Origin of the sequence: Nitrosococcus watsonii C-113, assembly GCF_000143085.1 — a bacterium.
GTDB classification, from domain to species: Bacteria; Pseudomonadota; Gammaproteobacteria; order Nitrosococcales; family Nitrosococcaceae; genus Nitrosococcus; species Nitrosococcus watsonii.
The window spans coordinates 703,758-727,408 of sequence record NC_014315.1 but is presented as its reverse complement, the minus strand read 5'-3'; the positions used below and the strand labels follow the sequence as shown (position 1 = coordinate 727,408).

General features: G+C 48.9%; 25 protein-coding genes and 1 tRNA gene. 14 read left to right on the top strand and 12 right to left on the bottom strand.

Annotation, left to right across the window (positions count from 1 at the left end; all coding sequences use genetic code 11):
• Positions 1 to 18 precede the first annotated feature (18 nt).
• Positions 19 to 1,200, top strand: a complete 1,182-nt coding sequence (locus NWAT_RS03455) for an aspartate aminotransferase family protein (protein WP_198342176.1) — start codon at positions 19 to 21, stop codon at positions 1,198 to 1,200.
• Positions 1,201 to 1,214: 14 nt separating this feature from the next.
• Complete coding sequence (argF, locus tag NWAT_RS03450; RefSeq protein ID WP_013219768.1) at positions 1,215 to 2,129, top strand: ornithine carbamoyltransferase; 915 nt, start codon at positions 1,215 to 1,217, stop codon at positions 2,127 to 2,129.
• A gap of 190 nt (positions 2,130 to 2,319) precedes the next feature.
• Here argF and murU read toward each other — a convergent pair whose 3' ends face one another.
• Positions 2,320 to 2,988: an N-acetylmuramate alpha-1-phosphate uridylyltransferase MurU gene (gene murU, locus NWAT_RS03445; RefSeq protein ID WP_013219767.1), complete on the bottom strand. Its 669-nt coding sequence runs from the start codon at positions 2,986 to 2,988 to the stop codon at positions 2,320 to 2,322.
• 12 nt (positions 2,989 to 3,000) lie between these two features.
• The gene (locus NWAT_RS03440) at positions 3,001 to 3,960 is read right to left on the bottom strand and encodes an aminoglycoside phosphotransferase family protein (protein WP_013219766.1); all 960 of its coding nucleotides are present in this window, start codon (positions 3,958 to 3,960) and stop codon (positions 3,001 to 3,003) included.
• A gap of 72 nt (positions 3,961 to 4,032) precedes the next feature.
• Here NWAT_RS03440 and NWAT_RS03435 point away from each other — a divergent pair.
• Positions 4,033 to 4,107, top strand: a tRNA-Val gene (locus tag NWAT_RS03435).
• A 429-nt stretch (positions 4,108 to 4,536) separates the two neighbouring features.
• On the opposite strand, the gene NWAT_RS03430 is transcribed toward NWAT_RS03435, so the two are convergent.
• Positions 4,537 to 5,202 carry a TPR end-of-group domain-containing protein gene (locus NWAT_RS03430; RefSeq protein ID WP_232420196.1) on the bottom strand — a complete coding sequence of 222 codons (666 nt, stop codon included), beginning with the start codon at positions 5,200 to 5,202 and terminating at the stop codon, positions 4,537 to 4,539.
• A 560-nt stretch (positions 5,203 to 5,762) separates the two neighbouring features.
• On the opposite strand from NWAT_RS03430, the gene NWAT_RS03425 reads away from it, so the two are divergent.
• On the top strand, positions 5,763 to 6,224 hold the full coding sequence (locus tag NWAT_RS03425) for a hypothetical protein (RefSeq protein ID WP_013219762.1): 462 nt from the start codon (positions 5,763 to 5,765) through the stop codon (positions 6,222 to 6,224).
• Positions 6,225 to 6,302: 78 nt separating this feature from the next.
• On the opposite strand, the gene NWAT_RS03420 is transcribed toward NWAT_RS03425, so the two are convergent.
• Both NWAT_RS03420 and yidD read right to left on the bottom strand, forming a co-directional pair.
• Positions 6,303 to 7,139: a M23 family metallopeptidase gene (locus NWAT_RS03420; RefSeq protein ID WP_013219761.1), complete on the bottom strand. Its 837-nt coding sequence runs from the start codon at positions 7,137 to 7,139 to the stop codon at positions 6,303 to 6,305.
• A 44-nt stretch (positions 7,140 to 7,183) separates the two neighbouring features.
• On the bottom strand, positions 7,184 to 7,420 hold the full coding sequence (yidD, locus tag NWAT_RS03415; protein ID WP_013219760.1) for a membrane protein insertion efficiency factor YidD: 237 nt from the start codon (positions 7,418 to 7,420) through the stop codon (positions 7,184 to 7,186).
• A 575-nt stretch (positions 7,421 to 7,995) separates the two neighbouring features.
• On the opposite strand from yidD, the gene NWAT_RS03410 reads away from it, so the two are divergent.
• Positions 7,996 to 8,544 (top strand): HPF/RaiA family ribosome-associated protein, encoded by a 549-nt coding sequence (locus NWAT_RS03410; RefSeq protein WP_013219759.1) that lies wholly within the window; start codon positions 7,996 to 7,998, stop codon positions 8,542 to 8,544.
• A gap of 82 nt (positions 8,545 to 8,626) precedes the next feature.
• Here the strand turns inward: NWAT_RS03410 and NWAT_RS17955 are convergent, their stop codons facing one another.
• From NWAT_RS17955 to NWAT_RS03390, 5 genes are all read right to left on the bottom strand, one after another.
• On the bottom strand, positions 8,627 to 8,755 hold the full coding sequence (locus NWAT_RS17955) for a DUF1816 domain-containing protein (RefSeq protein ID WP_232420241.1): 129 nt from the start codon (positions 8,753 to 8,755) through the stop codon (positions 8,627 to 8,629).
• A 348-nt stretch (positions 8,756 to 9,103) separates the two neighbouring features.
• Positions 9,104 to 9,781 (bottom strand): acireductone synthase, encoded by a 678-nt coding sequence (gene mtnC / locus NWAT_RS03405; protein WP_013219757.1) that lies wholly within the window; start codon positions 9,779 to 9,781, stop codon positions 9,104 to 9,106.
• Positions 9,782 to 9,784: 3 nt separating this feature from the next.
• Positions 9,785 to 10,327 carry a 1,2-dihydroxy-3-keto-5-methylthiopentene dioxygenase gene (locus NWAT_RS03400; RefSeq protein ID WP_013219756.1) on the bottom strand — a complete coding sequence of 181 codons (543 nt, stop codon included), beginning with the start codon at positions 10,325 to 10,327 and terminating at the stop codon, positions 9,785 to 9,787.
• A 5-nt stretch (positions 10,328 to 10,332) separates the two neighbouring features.
• Positions 10,333 to 10,950 (bottom strand): methylthioribulose 1-phosphate dehydratase, encoded by a 618-nt coding sequence (locus NWAT_RS03395; RefSeq protein ID WP_013219755.1) that lies wholly within the window; start codon positions 10,948 to 10,950, stop codon positions 10,333 to 10,335.
• A gap of 353 nt (positions 10,951 to 11,303) precedes the next feature.
• Positions 11,304 to 11,624, bottom strand: coding sequence for a hypothetical protein (locus NWAT_RS03390; protein ID WP_013219753.1), 321 nt, complete (start codon positions 11,622 to 11,624; stop codon positions 11,304 to 11,306).
• 216 nt (positions 11,625 to 11,840) lie between these two features.
• Here NWAT_RS03390 and rph point away from each other — a divergent pair, with 216 nt between their 5' ends.
• Genes rph through hemW form a run of 3 tightly spaced genes read left to right on the top strand, consistent with a single transcriptional unit; the run spans position 11,841 to position 14,370 of the window.
• Positions 11,841 to 12,560, top strand: a complete 720-nt coding sequence (gene rph, locus NWAT_RS03385; protein ID WP_013219752.1) for a ribonuclease PH — start codon at positions 11,841 to 11,843, stop codon at positions 12,558 to 12,560.
• Between the two features lie 4 nt (positions 12,561 to 12,564).
• Positions 12,565 to 13,167 (top strand): RdgB/HAM1 family non-canonical purine NTP pyrophosphatase, encoded by a 603-nt coding sequence (gene rdgB, locus NWAT_RS03380; protein WP_013219751.1) that lies wholly within the window; start codon positions 12,565 to 12,567, stop codon positions 13,165 to 13,167.
• Positions 13,168 to 13,212: 45 nt separating this feature from the next.
• Positions 13,213 to 14,370 (top strand): radical SAM family heme chaperone HemW, encoded by a 1,158-nt coding sequence (gene hemW / locus NWAT_RS03375; RefSeq protein ID WP_013219750.1) that lies wholly within the window; start codon positions 13,213 to 13,215, stop codon positions 14,368 to 14,370.
• 6 nt (positions 14,371 to 14,376) lie between these two features.
• Here hemW and NWAT_RS03370 read toward each other — a convergent pair whose 3' ends face one another.
• Positions 14,377 to 15,003 carry a response regulator transcription factor gene (locus NWAT_RS03370; protein ID WP_013219749.1) on the bottom strand — a complete coding sequence of 209 codons (627 nt, stop codon included), beginning with the start codon at positions 15,001 to 15,003 and terminating at the stop codon, positions 14,377 to 14,379.
• 251 nt (positions 15,004 to 15,254) lie between these two features.
• Here NWAT_RS03370 and NWAT_RS03365 point away from each other — a divergent pair, with 251 nt between their 5' ends.
• The 6 genes from NWAT_RS03365 to NWAT_RS03340 all read left to right on the top strand — a co-directional run bounded on the left by NWAT_RS03365 (position 15,255) and on the right by NWAT_RS03340 (position 22,527).
• The gene (locus tag NWAT_RS03365) at positions 15,255 to 16,733 is read left to right on the top strand and encodes an SLC13 family permease (RefSeq protein ID WP_013219748.1); all 1,479 of its coding nucleotides are present in this window, start codon (positions 15,255 to 15,257) and stop codon (positions 16,731 to 16,733) included.
• Between the two features lie 3 nt (positions 16,734 to 16,736).
• Positions 16,737 to 17,810, top strand: a complete 1,074-nt coding sequence (locus NWAT_RS03360; RefSeq protein ID WP_013219747.1) for an agmatine deiminase family protein — start codon at positions 16,737 to 16,739, stop codon at positions 17,808 to 17,810.
• 53 nt (positions 17,811 to 17,863) lie between these two features.
• A complete protein-coding gene (locus NWAT_RS03355) occupies positions 17,864 to 18,745 on the top strand; it encodes a carbon-nitrogen hydrolase (RefSeq protein ID WP_013219746.1) in 882 nt (293 codons plus the stop codon).
• A gap of 151 nt (positions 18,746 to 18,896) precedes the next feature.
• Entirely contained in the window at positions 18,897 to 20,396 is a 1,500-nt protein-coding gene (locus NWAT_RS03350) for a sensor histidine kinase (RefSeq protein WP_013219745.1), read from the top strand.
• Positions 20,397 to 20,398: 2 nt separating this feature from the next.
• The gene (locus NWAT_RS03345; RefSeq protein ID WP_013219744.1) at positions 20,399 to 20,845 is read left to right on the top strand and encodes a response regulator; all 447 of its coding nucleotides are present in this window, start codon (positions 20,399 to 20,401) and stop codon (positions 20,843 to 20,845) included.
• Positions 20,845 to 22,527, top strand: coding sequence for an ATP-binding protein (locus NWAT_RS03340; RefSeq protein ID WP_013219743.1), 1,683 nt, complete (start codon positions 20,845 to 20,847; stop codon positions 22,525 to 22,527). The genes NWAT_RS03345 and NWAT_RS03340 overlap by 1 nt, the downstream gene beginning before the upstream one ends.
• A gap of 20 nt (positions 22,528 to 22,547) precedes the next feature.
• Here the strand turns inward: NWAT_RS03340 and thrC are convergent, their stop codons facing one another.
• Entirely contained in the window at positions 22,548 to 23,639 is a 1,092-nt protein-coding gene (gene thrC, locus NWAT_RS03335) for a threonine synthase (protein WP_013219742.1), read from the bottom strand.
• Between the last annotated feature and the right edge of the window lie 12 nt (positions 23,640 to 23,651).

Here is a 23,651-nt window from a genome sequence, read left to right as displayed (position 1 = left end):
TTATATCGCGCTGCTGTAATGAACGAGCCGTTAATGTCTGCCTATGCCCGTCTGCCGATAGCCTTTGAACGGGGAGAGGGTGCTCGCTTGTGGGATACTGCTGGCAATGAATACCTGGATGCCTTAGCTGGCGTTGCGGTTTGCGGCCTAGGTCATGCCCACCCCGCCATTACCCAGACAATAAGAGAACAAGCGGGGCTTTTACTGCATACTTCTAACCTGTACCGTATTCCCTGGCAGGAAGACTTGGCCACCCGGCTGAATACTCTAGCCGGCATGGAACGGGCCTTTTTTGCCAACTCCGGCGCTGAAGCCAATGAAGCCGCCCTCAAAATAGCGCGCCGTTATGGGCACGGGCGAGGCATTGACTCTCCAAAGATTATCGTGATGACGGGCAGCTTTCATGGGCGTACTCTCGCAACTTTGAGCGCCACCGGAAATAGCAAGATTCACGCTGGCTTTGAGCCCCTAGTTCAGAATTTTATCCGGGTCCCTTATAACGATGCGTCCGCCCTGGAGCGACTCCCCGGGCAGCTCCGCCAAGACGTTGCTGCCGTCCTGCTGGAACCCATTCAAGGGGAAGGAGGCATCGTGATTCCAGATGACACCTACCTCGATCAGATCCGGGCAATCTGTGATACCCAGGAGTGGCTGCTGATGCTTGATGAAGTCCAAACCGGGCTTTGCCGTACCGGCCGTTGGTTCGCTTTCCAGCACAGCCAGTCACAGCCAGACGTCATGACTCTGGCCAAGAGCCTAGGTAATGGTATTCCCATTGGCGTTTGTCTTGCCCGGGGCGAAGCCGCCCAGGTCATACAACCCGGCAGCCATGGCTCCACCTGTGGTGGTAACCCCTTAGCCTGTAGGACCGCCTTGACGGTGTTAGAAACGCTTGCGCAGCAGGATCTATCCGCCCGAGCAGAGCAATTAGGCCAGAGAATACTGGGAGCGTTCCGGGAAACGCTCCATGATTTACCAGAGATTCAAGCTATTCGAGGGAAAGGTTTAATGTTAGGCATTATGCTCGATCGGCCCTGCGGTCAGCTAATGCAAGCAGCCTTAGCGGAAAGGCTGCTGATTAATGTCACGGCGGGCAACGTCATCCGTTTGCTTCCCCCTTTAATTATTAGCGATAAAGAAGCCGATATCATTATCATGAAAGTCGACAAACTGATCAGAGCGTTTCTTAAAAACGGATAGTCGGGAAGATAGCAATGGCGGTACCACATTTTTTGACCTTATTCGACCTACCAGCCGATGAAATCAAGCAATTAGTGCGCCGGGCTATTGAACTCAAGGCATTGCAGCGGCAAGGAAAAATCTATGAGCCCCTAAAAAACCAAGTATTGGGAATGTTATTTGAGAAATCCTCTACCCGCACCCGTGTTTCCTTCGAAGTGGGCATGATTCAACTAGGCGGCAATGCGGTTTTCCTTTCACCCCGAGATACCCAATTAGGACGGGGAGAACCGTTAGAGGATACTGCCCGGGTTCTCTCCCGGATGGTAAACTGTCTAATGGTCCGCACCTTTTCCCACTCCATGCTGGAACATTTCGCCGCCTACTCTCAAGTACCCGTCATCAATGCCCTAACGGACAGTTATCACCCCTGTCAATTGTTGGCAGATATCCAAACCTACTTCGAACACCGGGGAGATATTCAGGGTCGGACCGTAGCTTGGATAGGAGACGGCAATAATATGTGCCAATCCTATATTAATGCGGCCTGCCAATTCGATTTTCAGCTACATATTGCCACGCCAACAGGCTACGGACCTGACCCCGCTATTTTACAAATAGCTAGGGAGCGAGTACAAATCATGGCAGAACCGCAGGAAGCAGTTAGAGGAGCTGATCTAATCGTTACCGATGTTTGGACCAGCATGGGGCAAGAACAAGAAAAACACCGCCGACTTCAAGATCTTGCTGACTACCAAGTCAATAGCGAGCTCATGTCCCTGGCCAAACGGGATGCGCTTTTCATGCACTGTCTTCCCGCTCACCGGGGCGAGGAGGTCAGTGCGGAAGTCATGGATAGTTCCCAAAGCGTAGTCTGGGATGAAGCTGAAAACCGTCTCCATGCCCAAAAGGCTTTATTGGAAAAACTACTCGTAGGCGGGCCATTATAAGTATCTCGGCAAAAACTCTGAGAAAATATAGCCAGTTTTGTGCTGCTTAATCGCTCCTATAAGGCAGTAATTAGTGCTTACGCATAGGGGCTGAGGTAAAAAGACCCAAAAAACCAACCCCCGGAACTTTCTCCAGAATACTTAATCCTTCAACAAAATCCTTCTTGTATGCAGGACTCACAAGAATTGGCTATTTATGGCTCCGCAGCCAATGAGTCAATTGCTGTAAACGGGATGGAGTACCGATATCACGCCACTGCCCTCGATAATGCTCTCCCGTCACCCGACCCTGGGCCATCGCTTCCCGCAGTAAAGGGGCCAAGGGAAACCGGCCAGGATTGCATTGGGCGAATAGCTCCGGGCGATAAATCCCCATACCGCTAAACGTTAGCTTATTGGCGCCCATAGCGGCTATTCGTTCCCCCTGCAAGGCAAAATCCCCGTGGGGAGAGTAAGGGGGGTTATCTACCAAAATTAGGTGGGCCAGTCCTATTGGTACCTGCTGCACTCTAGTGAAAGGATAATCCGTCCAAATATCGCCATTGACAGCTAGAAAAGGCTCCTTCCCAAGCAAGGGAATCGCCTGAAAAATACCACCTCCCGTCTCTAATCCCTCACCCCCCTCGGGGGAATAACAAATTTGAACACCGTAGCGCTCGCCATTCCCCAACGCTTGCTCTATCTGCCCACCAAAATAGGCATGATTAATCACAAGATCGATAAATCCAGCCGCTGCTAAGGACTCAATGAGATATTCGATTAGGCGTTTGGAACCGGCCCAAAGCAAGGGTTTAGGGGTATTATCGGTCAACGGCCGCATTCGCTCCCCGCGACCAGCGGCTAGAATCATGGCCTTCATAGCGAGCTCACTTCATTGGTTCGAGAAATCCCTTAGCACCCGGTCCAAGTCCGCGAGTTCCCCATATTGGCGGACTACAGTGCGAAGATAATCCAAAGTCCGGGGAATATCCTTAAGATAACCTGACTTTCCATCCCGGGCATTCAAACGGGCAAAGATCCCGATTGCCTTCAAATGACGCTGCACCCCCATCCAGTCGAACCAACGCAGAAACTCCGCTTCGCTAGCGCCTACTGGAATGCCTGCCCGAGCAGCTTGACGCCGGTAATCATAGAGCCAAACGAGAACCCAATCCCGGGGCCAGGCAATATAGCAGTCCCGCAATAAAGATACTAAATCGTAGGTTACCGGACCCTTCACCGCATCCTGGAAATCTAAAATCCCCGGATTAGCTTGCTCTGTCACCATCAGGTTGCGAGAATGGTAATCTCGATGTACGAGCACCCGCGGCTGCTCTAAGGCTGAGGCTGCAAGCCGCTCGAATACCTTATCTAAAGACGTCCCTACCTCGATTCCTAAGTGCCCTTCCAAATACCATTCCTGGAATAACCTCATCTCTTTCAGCAGCAAATCCTGGTCATAGGAGGGTAAATCACTCTCCCCTCCCTGAAGCAACCGCAGAGCCACTAAAGCATCCCCATAGAACGTTGAGGCATTATGGGAGTTCAAGACTCTTAGATATGGATACTCCCCCAGATCGGTAAGCAGCAAAAGACCTTGTTCTAAATTTTGTTCCAACACTTCGGGCACATTGAGTCCTAAGCCACGAAATTCTTTGGCAATATGGATAAACGACCGGCAATCCTCCTGCTCCGGCGGAGCATCCATAACGATTAGACTCATCCCATGGTAATACACCCGAAAATAGCGCCGAAAACTAGCATCCTCCGAGGCCGGCGCCAGGCGGTAATTTATTAAACCAAGCCCCCGTTCCAACCATTGCTGTAAGGTATCGAAACGTGGATCGGACACTTCTTCCCTCTTTAAACTTAAAGTAGTTATTGACCCTAACAGGGTCTAGCCGTAAAATTCAGAATTGATGTAGGGCGATTAGCTCAGCGGGAGAGCACTGCCTTCACACGGCAGGGGTCACTGGTTCAATCCCAGTATCGCCCACCAATAGCATCCATTATTTCCTCCTTATATCCACCTGTTGGGTGGTATTAGAGGGAAGATACATTCCCTAACCCCCTCTCTATTCACAGGTAATTAACCTCATTTTTCATCTTCTATTCAGCTTCAATGGTTATCCTGATATCAAGTTGAAACGATAAGGAGTAAATAGCCATGAGAAATGAGCCCAACAACACCTTCCCATATACAAAGACCGGCTTAAATCAGCAATCTAAATCATGCGCTCACAAAAAGCATAAAACTAGAGAATCAGCTCTTAATTCCTTGTTCTTAGTCTTTTACATCACGCTAATTATCACTCTAATGAGTCTAGCCATAGCCTAACTTCTCATCTACTTCTCTTTAAACAAGCATGGGCGCACCGTGATGCGGGGTGCCCGTGCCTATCCATTAATACAGACTCCCAAATAAATCTTAGGATCGCCTTAGTTTGCGCCACCAAGAATTAGAAATATTTTTCTGCTTACCTTCTGGCGGTACTTCTATTTCTACCTCCCTCTCCTCTATTTTTAGATTTTTCTCTGCCTCCTCAGAGATTTTTCCAAGAAAATCTTGAAACCATTTCTCATTTTTAACATTATCTAGATCCTGATCTACTTTAAGATATTTTACTGAAGGAAGATTACCCGCTAGATGAGCTTGCTCTAAATATTTTTGGCATGCCTTTTGTTCTCTACGCAAACTATGAATACAAGCTAAATTATAGGCGCCCAACCCTGGTTCCAACGCATCGGCGGCAGTAATTTTTTCTTTCGCTTTTTCATAAAAACTTTCGGCACGCTTATCGGGTTTATTTCTAGCCTGCTCAATTAAAGCCGCCCCCCAATCGTTCATGATTTTAGCGTTATCCGGTTCAAGATTAAGCGCCTTTTCAAATTTTTCCCCTGCCGCCTGATAGAGCTCCTTAGCTTCCTTACCCTGTTTGCGCTGGGCCTGGTCATACAGCACTAAGCCCCAATAATGAAAAATTCCTCCATCCTCGGAATCCAGCAAAGCAGCCGAAGAGAATTTTTTATAAGCATTTTTAAAAAAATCATCTGCTTTAGAATCCAGCGTTTCTCTTGCTTTCTGGGCTTGCAATTTTCCCCGAGCCAGTTCATTTCTGGCCAACCGTCGCTTAATTTTTTTCATTTACAGCTTCCCATTAATATTATAAAACTTATTTTTCTAATTCTCCTATACCGAAATAATAGGCCCTCGTACCATAATGACTGGCTGGAGTAAGGCTAAGTTTTCCTCCAAGTTCACGCCATGGCGGACTTGGAACATAGTCATTTTATCCAATAACAAAGGGCAGCGTCTTCTTTTTCTCTAAAGAAGCAATAGAGGCATAAATGCCAAGATTTTCCATACTGCCCATGGCGAAATTTCAGTATCTCGCAGCACATCACTCATTTTTTAAATCATGGGGACTGAGCCGACAGCGACTCGACTTCACCATTTTCAGTACTTACTTTGAAAAGAGGAAATTCCAGTGTTATCTCAATTATTCCAGCATACTTCAGACTGAGCCTGAGCAATAATAACGTTAAAGTTGGTATCATAATACCAAACCCTGTTTGGCCTATAATGCTTTTAATATTTTTAGATACTTAGCAATCACCCTAGTAATAGCTAATGGTTATATAGAGGACAGAAAGATGAAAAAAACTCTGAGATATGTTTGGATTTTCCTTCCTATTCTGGCAGTGGGTATCGTCGTGGCAAGCAATCAATGGTTAAATTCAAACGAAATTATCCTTCCCAATGGAGAGAAAGTCAGCCCGGAAGAGTTACCCACGCAAGCCGTTCTTGGTATTATTGCCGCCCAGACCAATAAGTCTCTCCCTAGAAAAGTTGATCAAAACACGGAGCTTCACAACGTAGAGGGGCGAGAGGGGGAATTAGTGTATCAATATATCAAAATACATGCTTCCTCGGATCAATTCGATAGCCAAGAATTTGTAGAGAAAATGAGACAGAAAGCACTTGATTTGGCTTGTAATAGCCCTGATCTCAATATCTTTCTAGCACATGGAGTTAACGCCCGCTACTCTTTCCGTGACAAGAACCATCAGCCTATCGGTGAAGTCGTAGTCACCCCCGATCAATGCGGCTATTAGAGGTTTTTGCTATCGCAGTGCTCCATTAATTTTTCTTGCCCTTTTTCTCAGCAAAGGAGATGTAGCGATTTAACCCAATTACTGCATACCCCCAGCCGGCATCGGCGCAACCAAGAGCTGGGGATCAAGCCGGGTTTGAAAAAGATTGATCCGCCAATCCAGATGAGCGCCGGTAACCCGACCCGTAGCCCCAACTTCGGCAATGATTTCTCCTTGGGTTATCTGTTCGCCTTCTTTTACCAGGATTCGGTGCAAATGCAAAAATGCCGATGAAAGCCCATGTCCATGATCGAGGATTAGCGTTCCTCCCGAAAAAAACATACCAGGATGAACCAGGGTAACCAGTCCATCCGCTGGGGCCCGCACGGGCGTTCCGGTAGGCGCTGCGATATCAATTCCATAATGGGGTCGCCGAGGCTGCCCATTTAATATTCGCTGACTCCCATAAACACCAGAAATAGCGCCATGCACAGGCCAGATAAATCCACTAAGAAAATCGGTGCGCGAGTCATCCATCTCCCGCGCTTTCCTGACCAGAGCAGCCTCTTTACGAATACGCGCCAAATCCTCAGTGCGAGGAGTTACTTTACGGGAGGGTAGCCCTTCAATACGCTGGATTTGATATTGGCGTTGGGCAATCTTAAGTTCTCGGGTTTTATAAGCGCCATCGGAGGTAACGAGCTTAAGAATGGACTTAGGCTTGGCATCACGGCCAAAACCGATTAAAAAGCTCCCTCCTTTGGAGACTCGTACCCAACGTCCATCCAGGAATACCTGCGTTCCTGGTTCCGTTCGCCCAATAACTAAGCTCCCTTGTTGCAAAACCCCATTGAGTTCCAGCATCGGTTCCGCCCCCCATGCTGGACACAGGAATAACCACCCAAATCCTAACCATCCCATCAGCCCACGTATCATCAGCCTATTTCTCCCTTGTTTTACTATGGGTCTATTTCCGCTTTTCAGGATTTAGATCGCCATTCGGGTATTTCGGGTACTAGATCAATACCGCCAGGGCAAAAGGGATGGCAACGTAAAAGGCGCCTCAGCCCTAACCAACCACCTCGAAATCCACCATAACGCTGGATGGCCTCTTGAGTATAGGCTGAGCAGGAAGGATAATAGCGGCAATGATTACCCATAAAAGGGCTAAGAGCATAGCGGTAAAAAACAATCAGGGACAGCAGAATATTCTTCATTTACCATCGCTCCATGCTATAAGTTTCGCATGCTTTTCCTTCTGAAAAGCAACTCTCTTCACGCCGGATGTTAAAACAACCCGTAATCCAGCACTAACCAATAATCAATTCTGATAATTTTACTGTCCTTCTAGCAAGAAAAAACGATAGGAAACTTCTTACCAATGGCCAGATAAAACTTCGACCCCTATACTTAAATTAGCCTGGACCATCCCTATCTACACTACTGGCATGACAATAATATATATTGTATAAGTAGTTCTAATTAGAAGACGGAACCCCTCTCCTGGAAATGCTGAAAGCTATAGGGACGGAGAGTTGGAACCGCAGTTCCCGAGGAATTACCCCTAAGGATGACAACAACTAAGCAATATCCCAAAGAATTCCGCTATCCCCCTGCCAAAAGCACGGGAGAAGAATCCTGAGCAACCCCCATAAACTATACTTCGCTTGTACATTCTTTCTTTATTATGTACCCAATGGGCTATAAACCAAGCAATCCAGGCCAGTACAGCTGGATAGTCTATCCATCTCAACCACTTCATTAAAGCCAACTTTGTCGGAGAGGCACCCGTATGCAATTACCTATACAAATTAGCTTTCGCCATATGGAGCCGTCCCTAGCCGTAGAGGACAAAATTCGCAAAAAAGCCGCTAAATTAGAGCAATTTCACGATCGGATCATGGGCTGCCGAGTAGTAGTCGAAGCTCCCCACCAACATCACCACCAAGGCAAACTTTACCATGTTCGTATTGATCTGACGGTGCCGGGAGGGGAACTAGTAGTCAGTCGCGAACATCATGGGAAGCAAGCCCATCAAGATGTATATGTTGCCATCCGAGACGCCTTTAATGCTGCACAGCGCCAGCTTGAAAGCCACATCCAGCGGCAACGGGGCCATGTTAAATATCATGAGCCGCCACCCTCTGGCCGTATATCAGTACTTGTCCCTGAACAAGACTACGGTAAAATCGAAACTATTGACGGCCGAGAAATTTATTTCCACAGAAATAGCATCCTGAATGGAGGATTCAAGGAACTCAAAGTTGGCAATGAAGTGCATTTTATTGAAGAAGAGGGAGATTTAGGCCCCCAGGCAAGCACTGTTCATATTAAGAACTAAAGCCTACGCCGAGGGCGGTGTCACAGCTTACGATAAATACATCGCCCTTCTCCCCCCGCTAAATTTTCGCAATCCCTTTCCCTTATTTAGAGAAATAAGCTAATTTTCTCGTTTCCCGCCTGGCTTTTCCCTCCTGGTGAGAGTTCCTTATCTTATGAATATAGTGCTGACACATCACTTCAGCTTCGCGCCGCGTATCAAAAGGACCCATCTGGCCTTCACGGGTAAGGAAATACCATCCTCTTTGCGCAACACAGCGGAACCGAGTCTGTTTTCTGATCATGGCAGTGCCTTTAAGCAACGGTAAGTCACTTTAAATGACCATAATACGTCCCAAAAGTGACAGATTTTTAAAATGAGGGAGAATGATTGAAACGCGTATCTTCAACCCAAAAATAAATTAGCGGTAGCCGACCAATCCTCCTGGTTAATAACGTGCACTAAGCTATTAATCTATATAGATAGTATAGATTCCGCGGAAAAACAAGGAAGAATGTAGCGGGATGAAAAGCTGGCAGAGTAACTTGGGAATCTACACTTGGATCGCTCGCCCGGTTTTTCAAACTCGAATAGAATTAAAATTTGGCACCTGAGGATGGGATGCACCGGGATTTAGTTTTTCGTTCCGAACCAACCATATTGTATTCATCCCCACCGCAGCTGCCGCATCCAGTTCTTCCTCCGTATCAGATAGAAAAAGAATGTCTTCGGATGGAACGTCAATAGCGTCGGCAATACGCTGGTAGGAATTCGGTTCTCGCTTGGAGCCAATACGCGTATCAAAATACCCATCAAAAAGCGAGGTTAGATCACACCCAGGTGCATGGGCAAATAAAAGCTTCTGAGCCTGCACAGAACCCGAAGAGAAGACATAGAGGCTAATGCCTAACTTCCGCCAGGCCCGCAAGTTGGGTTCAACATCCGGGTAAATATGGCCAGTAAAATCGCCACGCCGGTAACCTGCCTCCCACAACAACCCTTGCAGGGATTTCAACGCCGTCACCTTGGCATCCACATCCATCCAGGCAAGCAGTTGACGAATAATCCCCGCTTGATCCAGCGTCTTATCCGGAGCCGCTGCCTGCACTTCCCTAAGCAAGGAGGCTACTATCGGATCTTCTGCCCGTTGTCTTACGAAATCGGCCATCCGCTCCCGCGCATAGGGGAATAGAACATCCTTTACAAAAGATAGAGAAGTAGTGGTTCCCTCAATATCGGTAATAACCGCTTGGATCATGATTTACTGGGTTAGGCGGGGAAAATGGTCAGCAATATCATTGCCGGTAAAATTGGCAACCCACCCCTCTGGCGTGGTAAAGAGACGAATACATGTCAGGTTTGGATTCTCCCCCATATCAAACCAGTGAGGCAAACCCGCGGGCACGCTCAGGAAATCCCCTTGCTCACATAGCAAGGCATACACCTTGCCCTGAGCATGAAGATAAAATTGCCCTTTTCCTTCCACAAAGAAACGTACCTCAAAATCGCTGTGAGTGTGCTCGCTTAGGAATTTTTCCCGCAGCGCTTGCTTTTCCGGATGATCGGGCTTAACGCTAATGATATCTACTGACTTAAATCCATATTCTTGGCAGAGCTGATCCACGGGAGTTCGATAGGCGGACAGAATTTCCTCTTGGGGAGCTTCCGAGGATAAAGGCTTTTGCGCTTCCCATCGTTGAAAACACACTCCAATCCCCTCCATGAATTGAGTTATCTCATCAAATTCTTTATAAATTTGAGCCTCGGAAGGGTCATTTTCATGGTAGATTTTCAATATACTCATGGGCTTTATAACTTCTGTCTGAGTACCTCGCATTCAAGTAAAAATTCAAGGGCCTCCACGTGACGGCAAGCATCCTCCACGGTAGGCCCCCAAGTATACAAGCCATGCCCGGCGATAAGATACCCTGGAGCGCCAGGATTCCGCGCCCAATAAGCATCCACGGTAGAGGCTAGGCGCTCCATATTTTGATCATTGGGAAAAATAGGAATCCGCACCGTGGTTTGGTGAGTTTTTATTCCAGAAAAAGCTTTCAGCACTTCATAATCACTTAACACCAATTCATCCACTAGTAGCCGGGACAGCACAGTAGCATAAACCGAGTGGGTATGGAGAATGGCATTGATCTCAAGGGTACGCCGGTATAAAGCCGCATGTAGCAAAGTCTCGGCAGAGGGACGCTTATTCGCCGTTAAGGGATAACCCTCCAGGCTTGCCAGCAATATCCCGTCTTGGCTTAGTTGGCCTTTGGGCCAACCGGATACGGTAATCGCCATATATTCGGAGTCAAGGCGCACGGAGAAATTGCCGCTGGTGGCAGGCACCCAGCCCCGCTCAAAAAAGAAATGGCCAACCCTTGCTAATTGGACAACGGCTCGTTGGAAACAAGCGTCCTCTTCATCCATTCAAATTGATCGCTTACTCATTGCTTTGTTAAAACCTTCATTAAACATGGTTTCCAACATTTACGCTAAACAAGAAAATTCACTCGTCGAATTTTATAGTAATGGCAAACCTACTTCCTGCAGCCCTATATCCCAGACCATTATACGAAGAGGCGCCAATGCAAACAACGCCTTATAAAGAGCGCAGGGACGCATGAGGATGCCCTCCAAGCCGAATCGTAAATAGAGCGACACACTAAAACACAAGCACCAACCACATGCTTTTCCAGCGGCAAATTGGCGTTATGGTGTCTCTGCCTACCAAACCAAGGAACAGAATTTCCCCTTTATCCTTTGGGAGCGCGTTGAATATCCTAAAAACCCTTTACCTCCTCTCGTCTGGACGACAATCCATCCCTGGGGTGAAAATTGGGCTGCCGGCTTAATCTTGAGGTAATGGCCTGCCATTCTTCTAGAAGGACTTCATACACCTCATTACTTTCGGCTTCATCTTGAACGTCCGGGTGTTCCGCGAGTAACTGCAAATGATGCACAATCGCACGACCAATGCGCGGGCAGGGATGGGTCATGAATCGAGTCATCAAATAACAAACCGTGGTTTCCAATCCATAAAAAGCAACCTGGGGATGGATTGCTTTTTTCAAGGACATTTCATCAGGCATCGAGTTAGGCATCTTTGCTCTCCTTAGGCTCTACCTTTTTGTCTGATTAATAATAGTTAATATACGCTATAACGCAAACATTAATAATAATAATTAACATTTATAAAAAGCGTATTTCTCCATTATGGAATTCTACCCGTTATAATAATAGGCGTTTTTGAAACTGCCATGACTATTGCTAGGAGTCATAGCGAGATGGGTTTTTAAAATCCGGAAAGGAAATCGATCATGAGACCAAGCGGCCGCGCTCCACACGAATTACGTCCTATCCATTTTACCCGCCACTACACCCAGTATGCCGAAGGTTCAGTATTGGTGGAATTTGGCAATACCCGGGTGATCTGTAACGCCTCGGTCGAGGATCGGATTCCCCGCTTTCTAAAAGGCACGGGGCGAGGCTGGATTACTGCTGAATATGGGATGCTACCTCGCTCCACTCATAACCGAATGGGACGGGAAGCAGCCCAGGGACGCCAAGGGGGGCGTACCCTGGAAATCCAGCGCCTTATTGGACGCGCTTTGCGAGCAGTTGTCGATCTGGCTGCGCTGGGCGAGGTCACTGTTACCCTCGACTGCGATGTCATTCAAGCGGATGGCGGCACCCGGACCGCCGCCATTACGGGCAGCTATGTAGCCCTGGTAGATGCAATTCACAACCGCCTTAAAAAAAGAGCCATTGCCCATAGTCCTATTCATGGCCAGATTGCATCGGTATCCGTAGGCATTTACGAAGGAACACCCGTGCTAGATCTGGATTATCGCGAAGATTCCACCGCAGAAACCGACATGAACGTGGTCATGAATGAAGCAGGGGCATTTATCGAAATACAGGGAACTGCTGAAGGCCATGCTTTCCGGATGAACGAACTGCAAGCCATGTTGGAGTTAGCGAAAAACGGCATTACCACTTTACTTGCTCAACAAACGGAAGTTTTGGCCAGGAATTAACGTCATGTCCTCAGCAAAAATCGTTTTGGCCAGTCACAATCCGGGTAAGTTACGGGAAATAGGTGAAGTTTTGAATGAGCTTGGAATGGAAGCCATCTCCCAGTCTGCATTCAGTGTCCCTGAGGCTGTGGAAAGCGGTCTCAGTTTTGTCGAAAATGCTCTTCTCAAGGCACGCACTGCGACTCAGCATACCGGGTTGGCGGCTATTGCTGACGATTCTGGCCTAGAAGTTGATGCCCTGGGTGGGCAACCAGGAATTCATTCGGCCCGCTACGCGGGTCCAAAGGCTACTGATCAAAAAAATCTGGAAAAACTACTAAAAAACCTGAAAGAAGTGCCAGAACAACCCTTTCATGCCCGTTATCAGTGCGTCATCGTCTATATGCGCCACTGGCAAGACCCTACGCCACTCATCTGCCAAGGAACATGGGAAGGACAGATCCTGCTTGCCCCCCAGGGCAATGGCGGGTTTGGATATGACCCGATTTTTTATCTACCGCAACACCATTGTACCGCAGCGGAACTGTCGCCCCCGGAAAAGAACCGCCTAAGTCACCGGGGTAAAGCCTTAAGAGCACTCCTCGATGTCCTCCGTGAGGAGAACTAAACGCCACCACTTTCTTTCACCACTGCCTAAGCAAACCCCCTAACCATGTTTCAATTCCATGCTTTACCCCCGCTTGCGCTATATATCCATTTTCCCTGGTGTGTCCGCAAGTGTCCCTACTGCGATTTCAATTCCCATGCCTTGCCAAAAGAGCTGCCGGAAACCGCCTATATCGACGCTCTGGTTCGGGATCTGGAACAGGATTTGCCTAGAGTCTGGGGCCGTCGCATCCACAGTATCTTTATGGGCGGCGGAACGCCTAGCCTTTTTTCTGCGGAAAGCCTTGATCGGCTACTCTCCGCTGTACGCGCCCGCCTCCCCTGGTCCCCCCAAATAGAGATTACCTTGGAAGCCAACCCTGGAACTGTAGAACAGGGGCGTTTCACCGAGTTCCATCATATCGGCATCAACCGCCTCTCCCTGGGTGTCCAAAGTTTTAACGATAAAGCGCTTAAGCACCTGGGACGAATCCACTCTTCCCAGGAATCCTGTCAAGCGGTAGCAGCGGCCCATACCGCCGGGTTTGATAATATTAACTTGGATCTTATGTTCGGCCTTCCTGGGCAAACTGAAACCCAGGCCCTTGCTGATGTAGCCATGGCCGTTAGTCTCGCCCCCCACCATATTTCCTATTATCAGCTTACCCTTGAGCCTCATACCTACTTTTATCGCTATCCTCCATCCCTGCCCCATGAAGAAGCAATTAATACCTGGCAAACAGATTGCCAGGCCCACTTAGCCCAGGCGGGATATCACCGCTATGAGGTGTCTGCTTTCGCCAAAAGCGATCAGCAATGCCAGCATAACTTGAATTATTGGCGATTTGGGGATTATCTTGGGATCGGCGCTGGCGCCCATGGAAAAATTTCCGATGCCATGGAAAACCGCATTACCCGTCTATGGAAAATAAAACATCCTACAAGCTACCTAGCTAAAGCAGGCACTCCGGAAGGCATAGGAGGAGAGACGAATCCTTCTCCCCAAGAGGCAGCCTTCGAATTTATGCTTAACGCCCTGCGCCTAAAGGAAGGATTTCCCAGCCGCTTATTCCAAGAACGGGCGGGGCTGCCCCTTAGCGTGGTAGAAAAAACATTATATCAAGCAGAGGCGTTGGAACTGATCGAGTGGGATTTCCGGCATATCCGCCCGACGGAAAAAGGCTTCTCGTTGCTTAACGAGCTATTACAACTGTTTTTACCATAAGGTGGCTTAGTCGTCTCCATTCCGCCAAAAACGGATTAAATGGATCAGAGCCGCTAGGTTTCTAACCTCTAATTTCTCCATCACCCGGGCACGATGAATCTCAACGGTTTTAGTGCTAATGCCTAGCTCTATGGCCACTACTTTATTCGCTTTTCCCATCCCAATAAGCTCCATTACCTGGCGCTCGCGAGCAGTCAGCTGGGCCATCCGTTGAGCAATCTCCTCTTGCTCTTGCCTCCTTTCACGCCTTCTTCGATCCAGCTCGAGGCTATTTTGGATTCGCTCCATCAGGGTCTGATGATCAAACGGTTTCGTCAGGAAATCGACGGCTCCTTCCCGCAGCGCGCTCACCGCATCTGGTACACGCCCATGGGCAGAAACAAAAATAATAGGCAGTAGATTGTCCTTTTTTGCAAGTAATTTTTGCAACTGTAATCCGCTCATCTCAGGCATCTGGACATCAAGCACCAGGCAGCCTGGCTGGCTGGATTCCCATTGCTCCAAAAACTCCTCTGCCGAAGCATAAGCTTTGACCTTAAATTCTGCCGATTTAATAACCCAGCACAGAGAATCCCGCACTGCCTCATCATCATCAACAATAAAGACAGTGGCTTGAGGAATTGCTTTCTCCATAAGAACTTACCTGCTTAACGGTGGGGCATGGATATGGGTAAACGGGCAAGCAAGCAGCTCAATTCGACGATAATCTGCTCATTATTACCTCTACCGCAGCAAGGCCCACAAAAACCCATGGTAAGGCAGATATTGGTTTTTTGAATTAGAAAGACAATATTCAACCAAAAAGATACACTTAGTCAAGACTAGCGCCCATTGATAGGCGCTAGTTAAAATAAAAATAAGTCTAACCTGATTGTCTTGATTGAATGCCTGAAACCGCCTCTACCTCTCCTCTCCATCGCCGCCAATACCTTGGATTGTTCCTTGGCCCCTTAGGGATGATTTTTCTCCTAACGCTATCACCGCCCATTGGCTTAGATACCGCCGCTTGGCACACCGCCGCCATCACTTTGCTAATGGCTATCTGGTGGATAACAGAAGCCATACCTATTCCCATTACCGCCCTCCTTCCTCTGGTTCTTTTTCCTCTGCTCGGCATCGCCGATATCCAGGAAACAGCCCTCCCCTATGCCAATCCATTGATCTTTTTGTTTATGGGGGGATTCATGATTGCCTTGGCGATACAGCGCTGCGGCCTACACCAACGACTTGCGTATTTCATCCTCAGCCATATAGGGATCTCACCCGCAGCTACCCTGGGCGGCTTCATGGCAGTCAGCGCTTTTCTCAGCCTCTGGCTTAGCAATACCGCCACCACCATGCTCATGCTACCCATCGCCTGCTCCGTGATCGAAGGACTTCGGGTAGCAAAAACAGCCGCTTCCCTCCCCCCCTCTCCCTTTGCGGTAGCCCTACTGCTGGGCATTGCCTACAGCGCCAGCATAGGAGGCTTGGGAACGCTGGTAGGCACAGCACCTAACGCGTTATTAGCAGGCTTTGTCTTGGAAACCTACGGCTTTGAATTAGGATTTGCGGAATGGATGCTGCTCGCCGCACCCTTTCTGCTGATCCTTCTCGCCTTTGCCTGGCTTATCCTTACCCGAGTGGCCTTTTCTAGTTTTCACAGGGAACACAGCGATCAACGAGCTCCGATGCGCCAAGCGCTGCAGCAACTGGGTCCTGTATCCCGGGCTGAACGAAGAGTCAGCATGGTTTTTGCTTTAGTTGCTATACTTTGGTTGCTGCGCCCCCTCATGGAAACCCTCGTACCCAGCGTGACGCTCAATGATCCGGGAATTGCTCTTTTTGGCGCCATGCTCCTGTTTCTTATTCCCCTCGATTGGCGGCGGGGGTGTTTTCTCATGGATTGGGCCACGGCGGAACAATTGCCCTGGGGGACATTGTTGCTATTCGGAGGAGGACTGAGTCTAGCTGCTGGCATCAACCATACAGGTCTTGCTAGCTGGCTTGGGGAGAATTTTACCCTGCTCTCTGGCCTACCCGCCTGGCTAATACTACTGGGTATCGTGGCAGTCGTAATATTCCTCACGGAACTGACCAGCAATACAGCCACAACTTCCATATTCCTCCCTATCCTTGGTTCCGTTGCCTTAAGCCTGGGCCAGCCGCCACTACAGCTTTTAATCCCCGTTACCCTGGCGGTTAGCTGCGCCTTTATGATGCCCGTCGCCACTCCCCCCAATGCCATTGTCTTTAGTACCGACCTGGTGAGCATCCCCCAAATGGCGCGGGCAGGGTTTTATCTTAACTTAGCGAGTATGATAATTATTACCGGGGTTAGTTATTGGTGGGTACCCGTTCTCTTTCCCTCCCCTTTACCCTAGACCATGGCAGCAGCTAGCAAACACCCTCCCCTATTAGCGGAAAAAGGATATACCTTACTTCCGGAATGGGCGCCCCAAAGCGGGGTTATGCTTGCCTGGCCTACCGCGGAAAGCGATTGGGGACCTTGGCTTAAGGAAGTCGAAACGGTGTACCTACACATTGCCCGAGAGATCGCCCACCGGGAAAAATTGCTTGTTGTTTGCCACTGCCCGAATCACTTAGCCCAGGTAAAAAATCAGTTAGCACGGCACAACATAAATCCGGCTTCCCTATCGCTGCATGTGGTCCCATTCAATGATACCTGGGTCCGGGACTATGGCCCCCTAGGTTGCCTGGGCCCAGAAAGGCAACTCCAACTGCTCGATTTTGTATTCAATGGCTGGGGCGGTAAATATGAGGCTAGTCTAGATAATGAGGTGACCGTACGGCTACATGGGCAGGGTGTTTTTGGTACTGTTCCCTTAAAACGGTTACCGCTCACCCTTGAAGGAGGCAGCCTCGAAGTTGATGGCGCGGGCAGCCTGCTTACCACTACACGCTGTTTGTTATCCGGGACCCGAAACCGCGGCCTTGGCCAAGCAACCATGGAAACGCAACTTAAGCAGTGGCTAGGGGTTAAACGAATACTATGGCTGCGCCATGGCCAACTCAGGGGGGATGACACCGATGGCCATATTGATACCTTGGCCCGTTTTTGCAACCCCCAAACAATATGCCATGTGGCCTGTGACGATCCCAAGGACGAGCATTACCAAGAACTTCAAACCATGGCGGAAGAATTGCGGGCACTACAAACTATTCAAGGCATCCCCTACCGGTTAGTACCTTTACCCTGGCCAGATCCTAAATTTAGCGCCGAAGGTCAGCGGCTGCCGGCAAGCTATGCCAATTTTCTTATTATTAATGGAGCGATATTGGCGCCAACCTACCGAGACCCCGCCGATACCCAAGCGCTTTCTATTCTCCAGGGCTGTTTCCCGGATCGGCAAGTGGTTGGCATTGACTGTCTTCCGCTTATTCAGCAATATGGTAGCCTCCACTGCATTACCATGCAGCTACCTGCGGGTAGCTTATAACCCAGGACCCTAGATGCTCTCTCGAAATCTAGTTCTTTATCGCTATCGGATAGATGCCAGTGAAAGTCGCTATTGTCCAACAAGTTTGTAGCCAGCAGCGTCAAGCAAATATCGATCATAGCATCCTAGGGATTCGAGAAGCGGCGGCACAAGGTGCAAAGCTGGTTCTCTTGCCAGAATTGCATACCGGTCCTTACTTTTGCCAGATTGAGAATACTCAGTATTTTGACCTAGCGGAGCCTATTCCTGGCCCCTCAACAGAAGTTTTTGGAACCCTAGCAGCGGAGCTTGAGGTAGTCATTGTGATTTCCTTGTTCGAGCACCGGGCACCGGGAATCTACCACAACACAGCGGTGATTTTGGAGGCCGATGGCCGCATGGCGGGGCGTTACCGCAAGATGCATATTCCTGACGATCCCGGCTTTTACGAAAAATTTTATTTTACCCCCGGCGATCTAGGCTTTACCCCCATTGATACGTCCGTCGGACGCCTTGGGGTCTTAGTCTGCTGGGATCAATGGTATCCCGAGGCGGCCCGGCTAATGGCCTTAGCTGGGGCGGAATTACTGCTTTACCCCAGTGCTATTGGCTGGGACTCGCACGATGATGAAGCAGAAAAATCCCGCCAGCAGGAAGCCTGGATCACGATACAACGGGGCCATGCCATTGCTAATAGCTTGCCTCTTCTCGCCAGCAACCGAATTGGCCTGGAGCCTGACCCCAGCCAACAGACGCCAGGCATCCAGTTCTGGGGCAGCAGTTTTATCGCCGGACCTCAAGGCGAGTTGCTCGCCGTGGGGCCAAGGGATGAGGCGGCAGTATTAGTGGCAGAAATCGACTTCCAACGCACCGAAACCCTACGCCGAATCTGGCCCTACCTGCGAGATCGCCGGATTGACGCCTATGGACCCCTCACCAAACGTTATCTTGACTAACAAATTATAGATTCTACAACCTAGTCTCGATAACGCTTTTTCCTTTCATAATCGAGACTAGACTGCTTTGCTCAATAAATCCCGCTACTATAATTGTCATAAGCGTGGTAAATTTCGCAAACAGCCTTATAAGTCATTATCTCACCGAACTATGTTAAGCCGGTTATTGAGAGTAGAAAGCTTTAAACACCTATTGGAATCTGCCTCTAACGCTTTACTGATTTCGGATCACCAAGGCCAGATCGTTTTTTCCAATACTGCGCTGGAGAAATGCTTTGGCTATACTGGCAAAGAGCTGCTCGGGCTTACTATTGAGGATCTTATCCCCAAGCGTTTTCGACAACAGCATAAAACATATCACGCTGACTATATTGCCTCTCCCCACCTTCACGGCACCCATCAAGAGTTAAACGATGCCTTAAAGCCCCTGGGGCTACATAAAAATGGCACTGAATTTCCACTAGAAATTAGTCTTATTCCCTTGGAAACCTCAACGGGCCTCTATGTACTTTCTATCGTTCGGGATACTACCCCGCAGAGACCGGCTGAAGAAACCCCGTCCCAATACGAGGCACTGGCCTGGGAAAGTAAGGCCCGCTTACAAGCTATCTTGAATACAGCTACCGATGGCATCATCATCATTGATGAAAACGGCCTCATTGAAACATTCAATCCAGGGGCAGAGCGGCTATTCGGGTACGAGGCGGCAGAAGCGATTGGCCAAAATATCCTTATTCTCATGCCCTCTCCCCATCGGGAACAGGATACCGGATACATCGAGAGATACCTCCAAACGGGTCAAGGAGAATTTATAGGCGCCAGCCGCGAAACTACTGGAATGCGAAAAAATGGCTCCACTTTTCCCATTGACATCTCCATTTCCGAGATGCGCTTGGGAGAGCGCCGCTTGTTTACGGGGATAGTCCGCGACATTACCGAACGCCACCACTTCAAGGAATTAGAGGAGAAAAACGCCGAACTGGAACGCTTTATTTACACGGTCTCCCATGATCTTCGTAGTCCCTTAATCACTATTCACGGCTTTGCAGGAATGCTGAAGCAAAGTTTTACCCAGCATAACCAAGAACAAATACTAGAAGACATTGGGCGTATTCAGGCAGCAGCGGCTAAAATGCAACTATTACTTGATGACTTGTTGGAACTTTCCCGTATTGGACGTTTGCCTAATAGGCCCGAAAAATTTTCCCTAAGCGATCTCACCCGTGAAGCTACTGAATTAGTTCAGAGTGCTATTACCAAGCGGGGCGTTCAAATCAAGGTTGCCCCAACTTTGCCTCATCTGTTTGGCGATCGCAGGCGGCTCCTGGAAGTTATGCAGAATCTCATTGAAAATGCCGTCAAGTTCATGGGCGATCAGAAAGCCCCGTGGATTGAAATCAATGCCTACGAAGAAGAAGGGAAATTGCTATGCTATGTGCGGGACAATGGCATGGGGATCGACCCCCGCTATCATGAGAAAATCTTTAATTTATTTGACAGCCTTCATCAAAACGTAGAAGGAACAGGTATTGGGCTAACTATTGTTAAGCGCATTATTGAAATCCATGAAGGCCATGTCTGGGTTCAATCAGCAGGCGCGATTGGCCAGGGAAGCACATTTTATTTTTCTCTTCCAAGAGCCCCAGATTAAATATGAAAGGAGAAATTTTAAATATCCTGCTGGTTGAAGATAATCCGGATCATGCAGAGCTTGTGATGCGCAGCTTCCAAGCGCATCGCGTCGCAAATTGTATCCATCACGTCATCCATGGAGAAGAAGCCCTCCAATACCTGTTTCGGCAAGATATCTATAGCGATCCAAGAGCGAGCCCCCGCCCCCATGTTATCCTGCTAGACCTGCGCCTGCCCCGCATCGATGGTCTGGAAATACTAGAAATTATCCGCTCTTCTCCCGAGATTAAAAATATTCCCGTTGTGGTACTGACCACTTCTAAGGCGGAACAGGATGTGGCCAAGGCTTATAGCAAACATATTAATAGTTATCTAGTCAAACCTGTTGATTTTGAAGGCTTCAATCGGATGATGGAAGATTTGGGATTCTATTGGTTAGCTTGGAATCATTATCCCTGGTCTGAATAGTGCGCGACTTGAGCAGTCCAAAAGAAAAATCTTCCTCTCTAAATCCCATTCACCTTCTGCTAGTCGAAGACGAGGAGAGCCACGCGGTACTTATCCAACGGGTGCTACAGAAACACCCAAGCAGGCAGCCCTTTCATGTAACAATTGCAGGCAGCCTCCAGGAAGCTCGTGAGCACCTCCGCACGGCTGTCCCCGATCTTGCCATTATCGATATCCACTTACCGGATGGCAGCGGCATTGAGCTTCTGACAGCAGAAACCGGCACTCCCTCTTTTCCTATCATCGCGATGACCAGTCACGGGGATGAGAAAATAGCGGTAAAAGCCATGAAAGCGGGAGCACTGGACTATGTTGTAAAATCCGAAGCCGCTTTCAACGACATATCCCATGTGGTTGAACGCGCCCTACGGCAATGGCATGAAATGTCCGAACGCAAACGGGCCGAGAAAGAACTGAGAACCCAGGCCAAGCAGCTCATGACGCTATCCCATATCAGCCACCAGATACTCTCCGGAAGGGAAGTAAAGGCGCTGATGAGAGAAGCCGTCAGCCTAACCGCCCGTACCCTCAAGATCATCAAAGGGGCCAAGGTTCTAGAGTTGCTTCCCGATCATAAAACCTTGCTGCTGCGGGCTGGCACGGGCAGATGGAGTTCTCTAGTTGGCCAAACCATTGCTGTTGCTGATCAAGATCCCCTGATCCGCCATGTTTTGGCCTCGGACGAAGTAGTTTTTGTCGAAGATTTACGCACCGATAAGCGGTTCGGAGGATCGTCGCTTCTATTTGAACGGTATGGATATATTAGTGGCATTGGCCTCCCTCTCTCTAGCCGGGAGGATTGCCTAGGTATTTTGTTGGCCTGCTCGGAGCAACCCTGGCTGCCGAACAACAACGATATTAGCTTTCTACAGTCGGTGGCAAACACCTTGGCAGTCACCCTTGAGGGCAAGAGGACAGCAGCACGAATGCGCAGGCTGCAAAACGATTTACTTCAAGCCAACCAATTCAGCACACTTGATGAATTCGGCGCTGTGCTTGCCCATGAAGTCAACCAGCCTATTACCGCCATTATTAATTACCTCCGAGCTTGCCAGCAAATAATTATGTCAGCAAAAGAACCGACCCTCCAAACTATTTTGGAGCTCATGGATAAGGGTGTCGGTGAAGCGGAGCGGGCCGCTTCAATTATTCACCACCTTCGGGAATCCGCCCAGACTGGAGAGACGGTCCGTGGCTATGAAAACCTCAACACCACCGTTTACGATGCTAGCCAATTAGCTTTAGGGGAAGCAGTTGACGGTGATATCGTGGTTAATTTCGAGCTTAGCCCCCGGCTACCCCCGCTTTACATTAATAAAATCCAGATTCAGCAAGTTGTATTTAATCTCGTTCGCAATGCAGTGGAAGCACTTGCAGGGGCAGGTGAAAAATCGCTTACTATTAAGACGGCTTCAACCCAAAATCATACCGTTGAAGTCCAGGTTCAAGACATGGGCCCAGGTGTAGACTCCCTATACCAGGATAAAATTTTCAAACGGCGCTTTTCCACAAAAAAAGCTGGAATGGGCTTAGGACTGGCCATTAGCCATTCAATCATCAAAACTCACCGTGGGGATTTATGGGTCTCTACGACACCTGGCGGCGGCGCTACTTTTCACTTTACTCTTCCTGTTACCTCATGATATCTCTATATTAAAGATACTTAGGTGTCAGCCCCTTTCAAATTATCTAAAATAGCCTTCTGAACCGACTCTAGGCGCGCTTCAACCGCTACTAGGGGCGCTTTGCTCTGAGCGATGGCGGTATCCGGATCTTTTAAACCATGGCCAGTGAGGGTGCAAACGATTTTACTATCACTGGGTATTTTACCTGCTTCGATATCCCGCATCGCTCCAGCTAATCCAGCGGCTGAAGCAGGTTCGCAAAATACGCCTTCCCTTTCCGCAAGCAATTTTTGAGCCGCCAAGATCTCTTCATCCGTACAGGCGCTAAACCAACCCTGGGATTCTTCCTGTGCTTTCCATGCTTTATCCCAGCTTTGAGGATGGCCAATACGGATAGCGGTCGCAACCGTTTCCGGTTGGTCCACCATTTTACCCTCAAGAAAGGGCGCTGCCCCGCTGGCCTGATAGCCGCACATGCGGGGCCGGGTATTGACAATTCCATGGGCGTGATATTCACTATAACCTAGCCAATGGGCGGTAATATTGCCCGCGTTGCCCACTGGCAAACAGTGAAAATCAGGAGCGCATTCCAATTCTTCAATGATCTCGAAAGCCGCCGTTTTTTGCCCCTGAATCCGGTAAGGATTAATAGAATTCACAATAGTCACGGGCGCCTTACCCGCCACTTCCTTGACTAATTGCATCCCCTTATCAAAGTTACCCTTGATTTGGATCACGATCGCTCCATGCATCATGGCCTGAGCAAGCTTGCCATGGGCAATTTTACCCTCCGGGATAAGAACAAAGGCGATAATTCCCGCTCGGGCCGCATAGGCGGCCGCCGAGGCTGAGGTATTACCCGTGGAAGCGCAAATAATAGCGCGGCTGCCCTCCTCGACAGCCTTCGTAACAGCCATGGTCATTCCACGGTCTTTAAAAGAACCCGTCGGGTTGAGTCCTTCATACTTAATATAAATATCAACCTCCTGGCCCAACATTCGCGGAATATTATTCAGCCTAATAAGGGGCGTATTTCCCTCTCCTAGGCTTATTACCCGGGTATCGTCATGGACCGGTAAACGGTCCCGATATTTATCAATAAGGCCCGTATAACGAGATCGAAATGGCATAATAAAAAATCC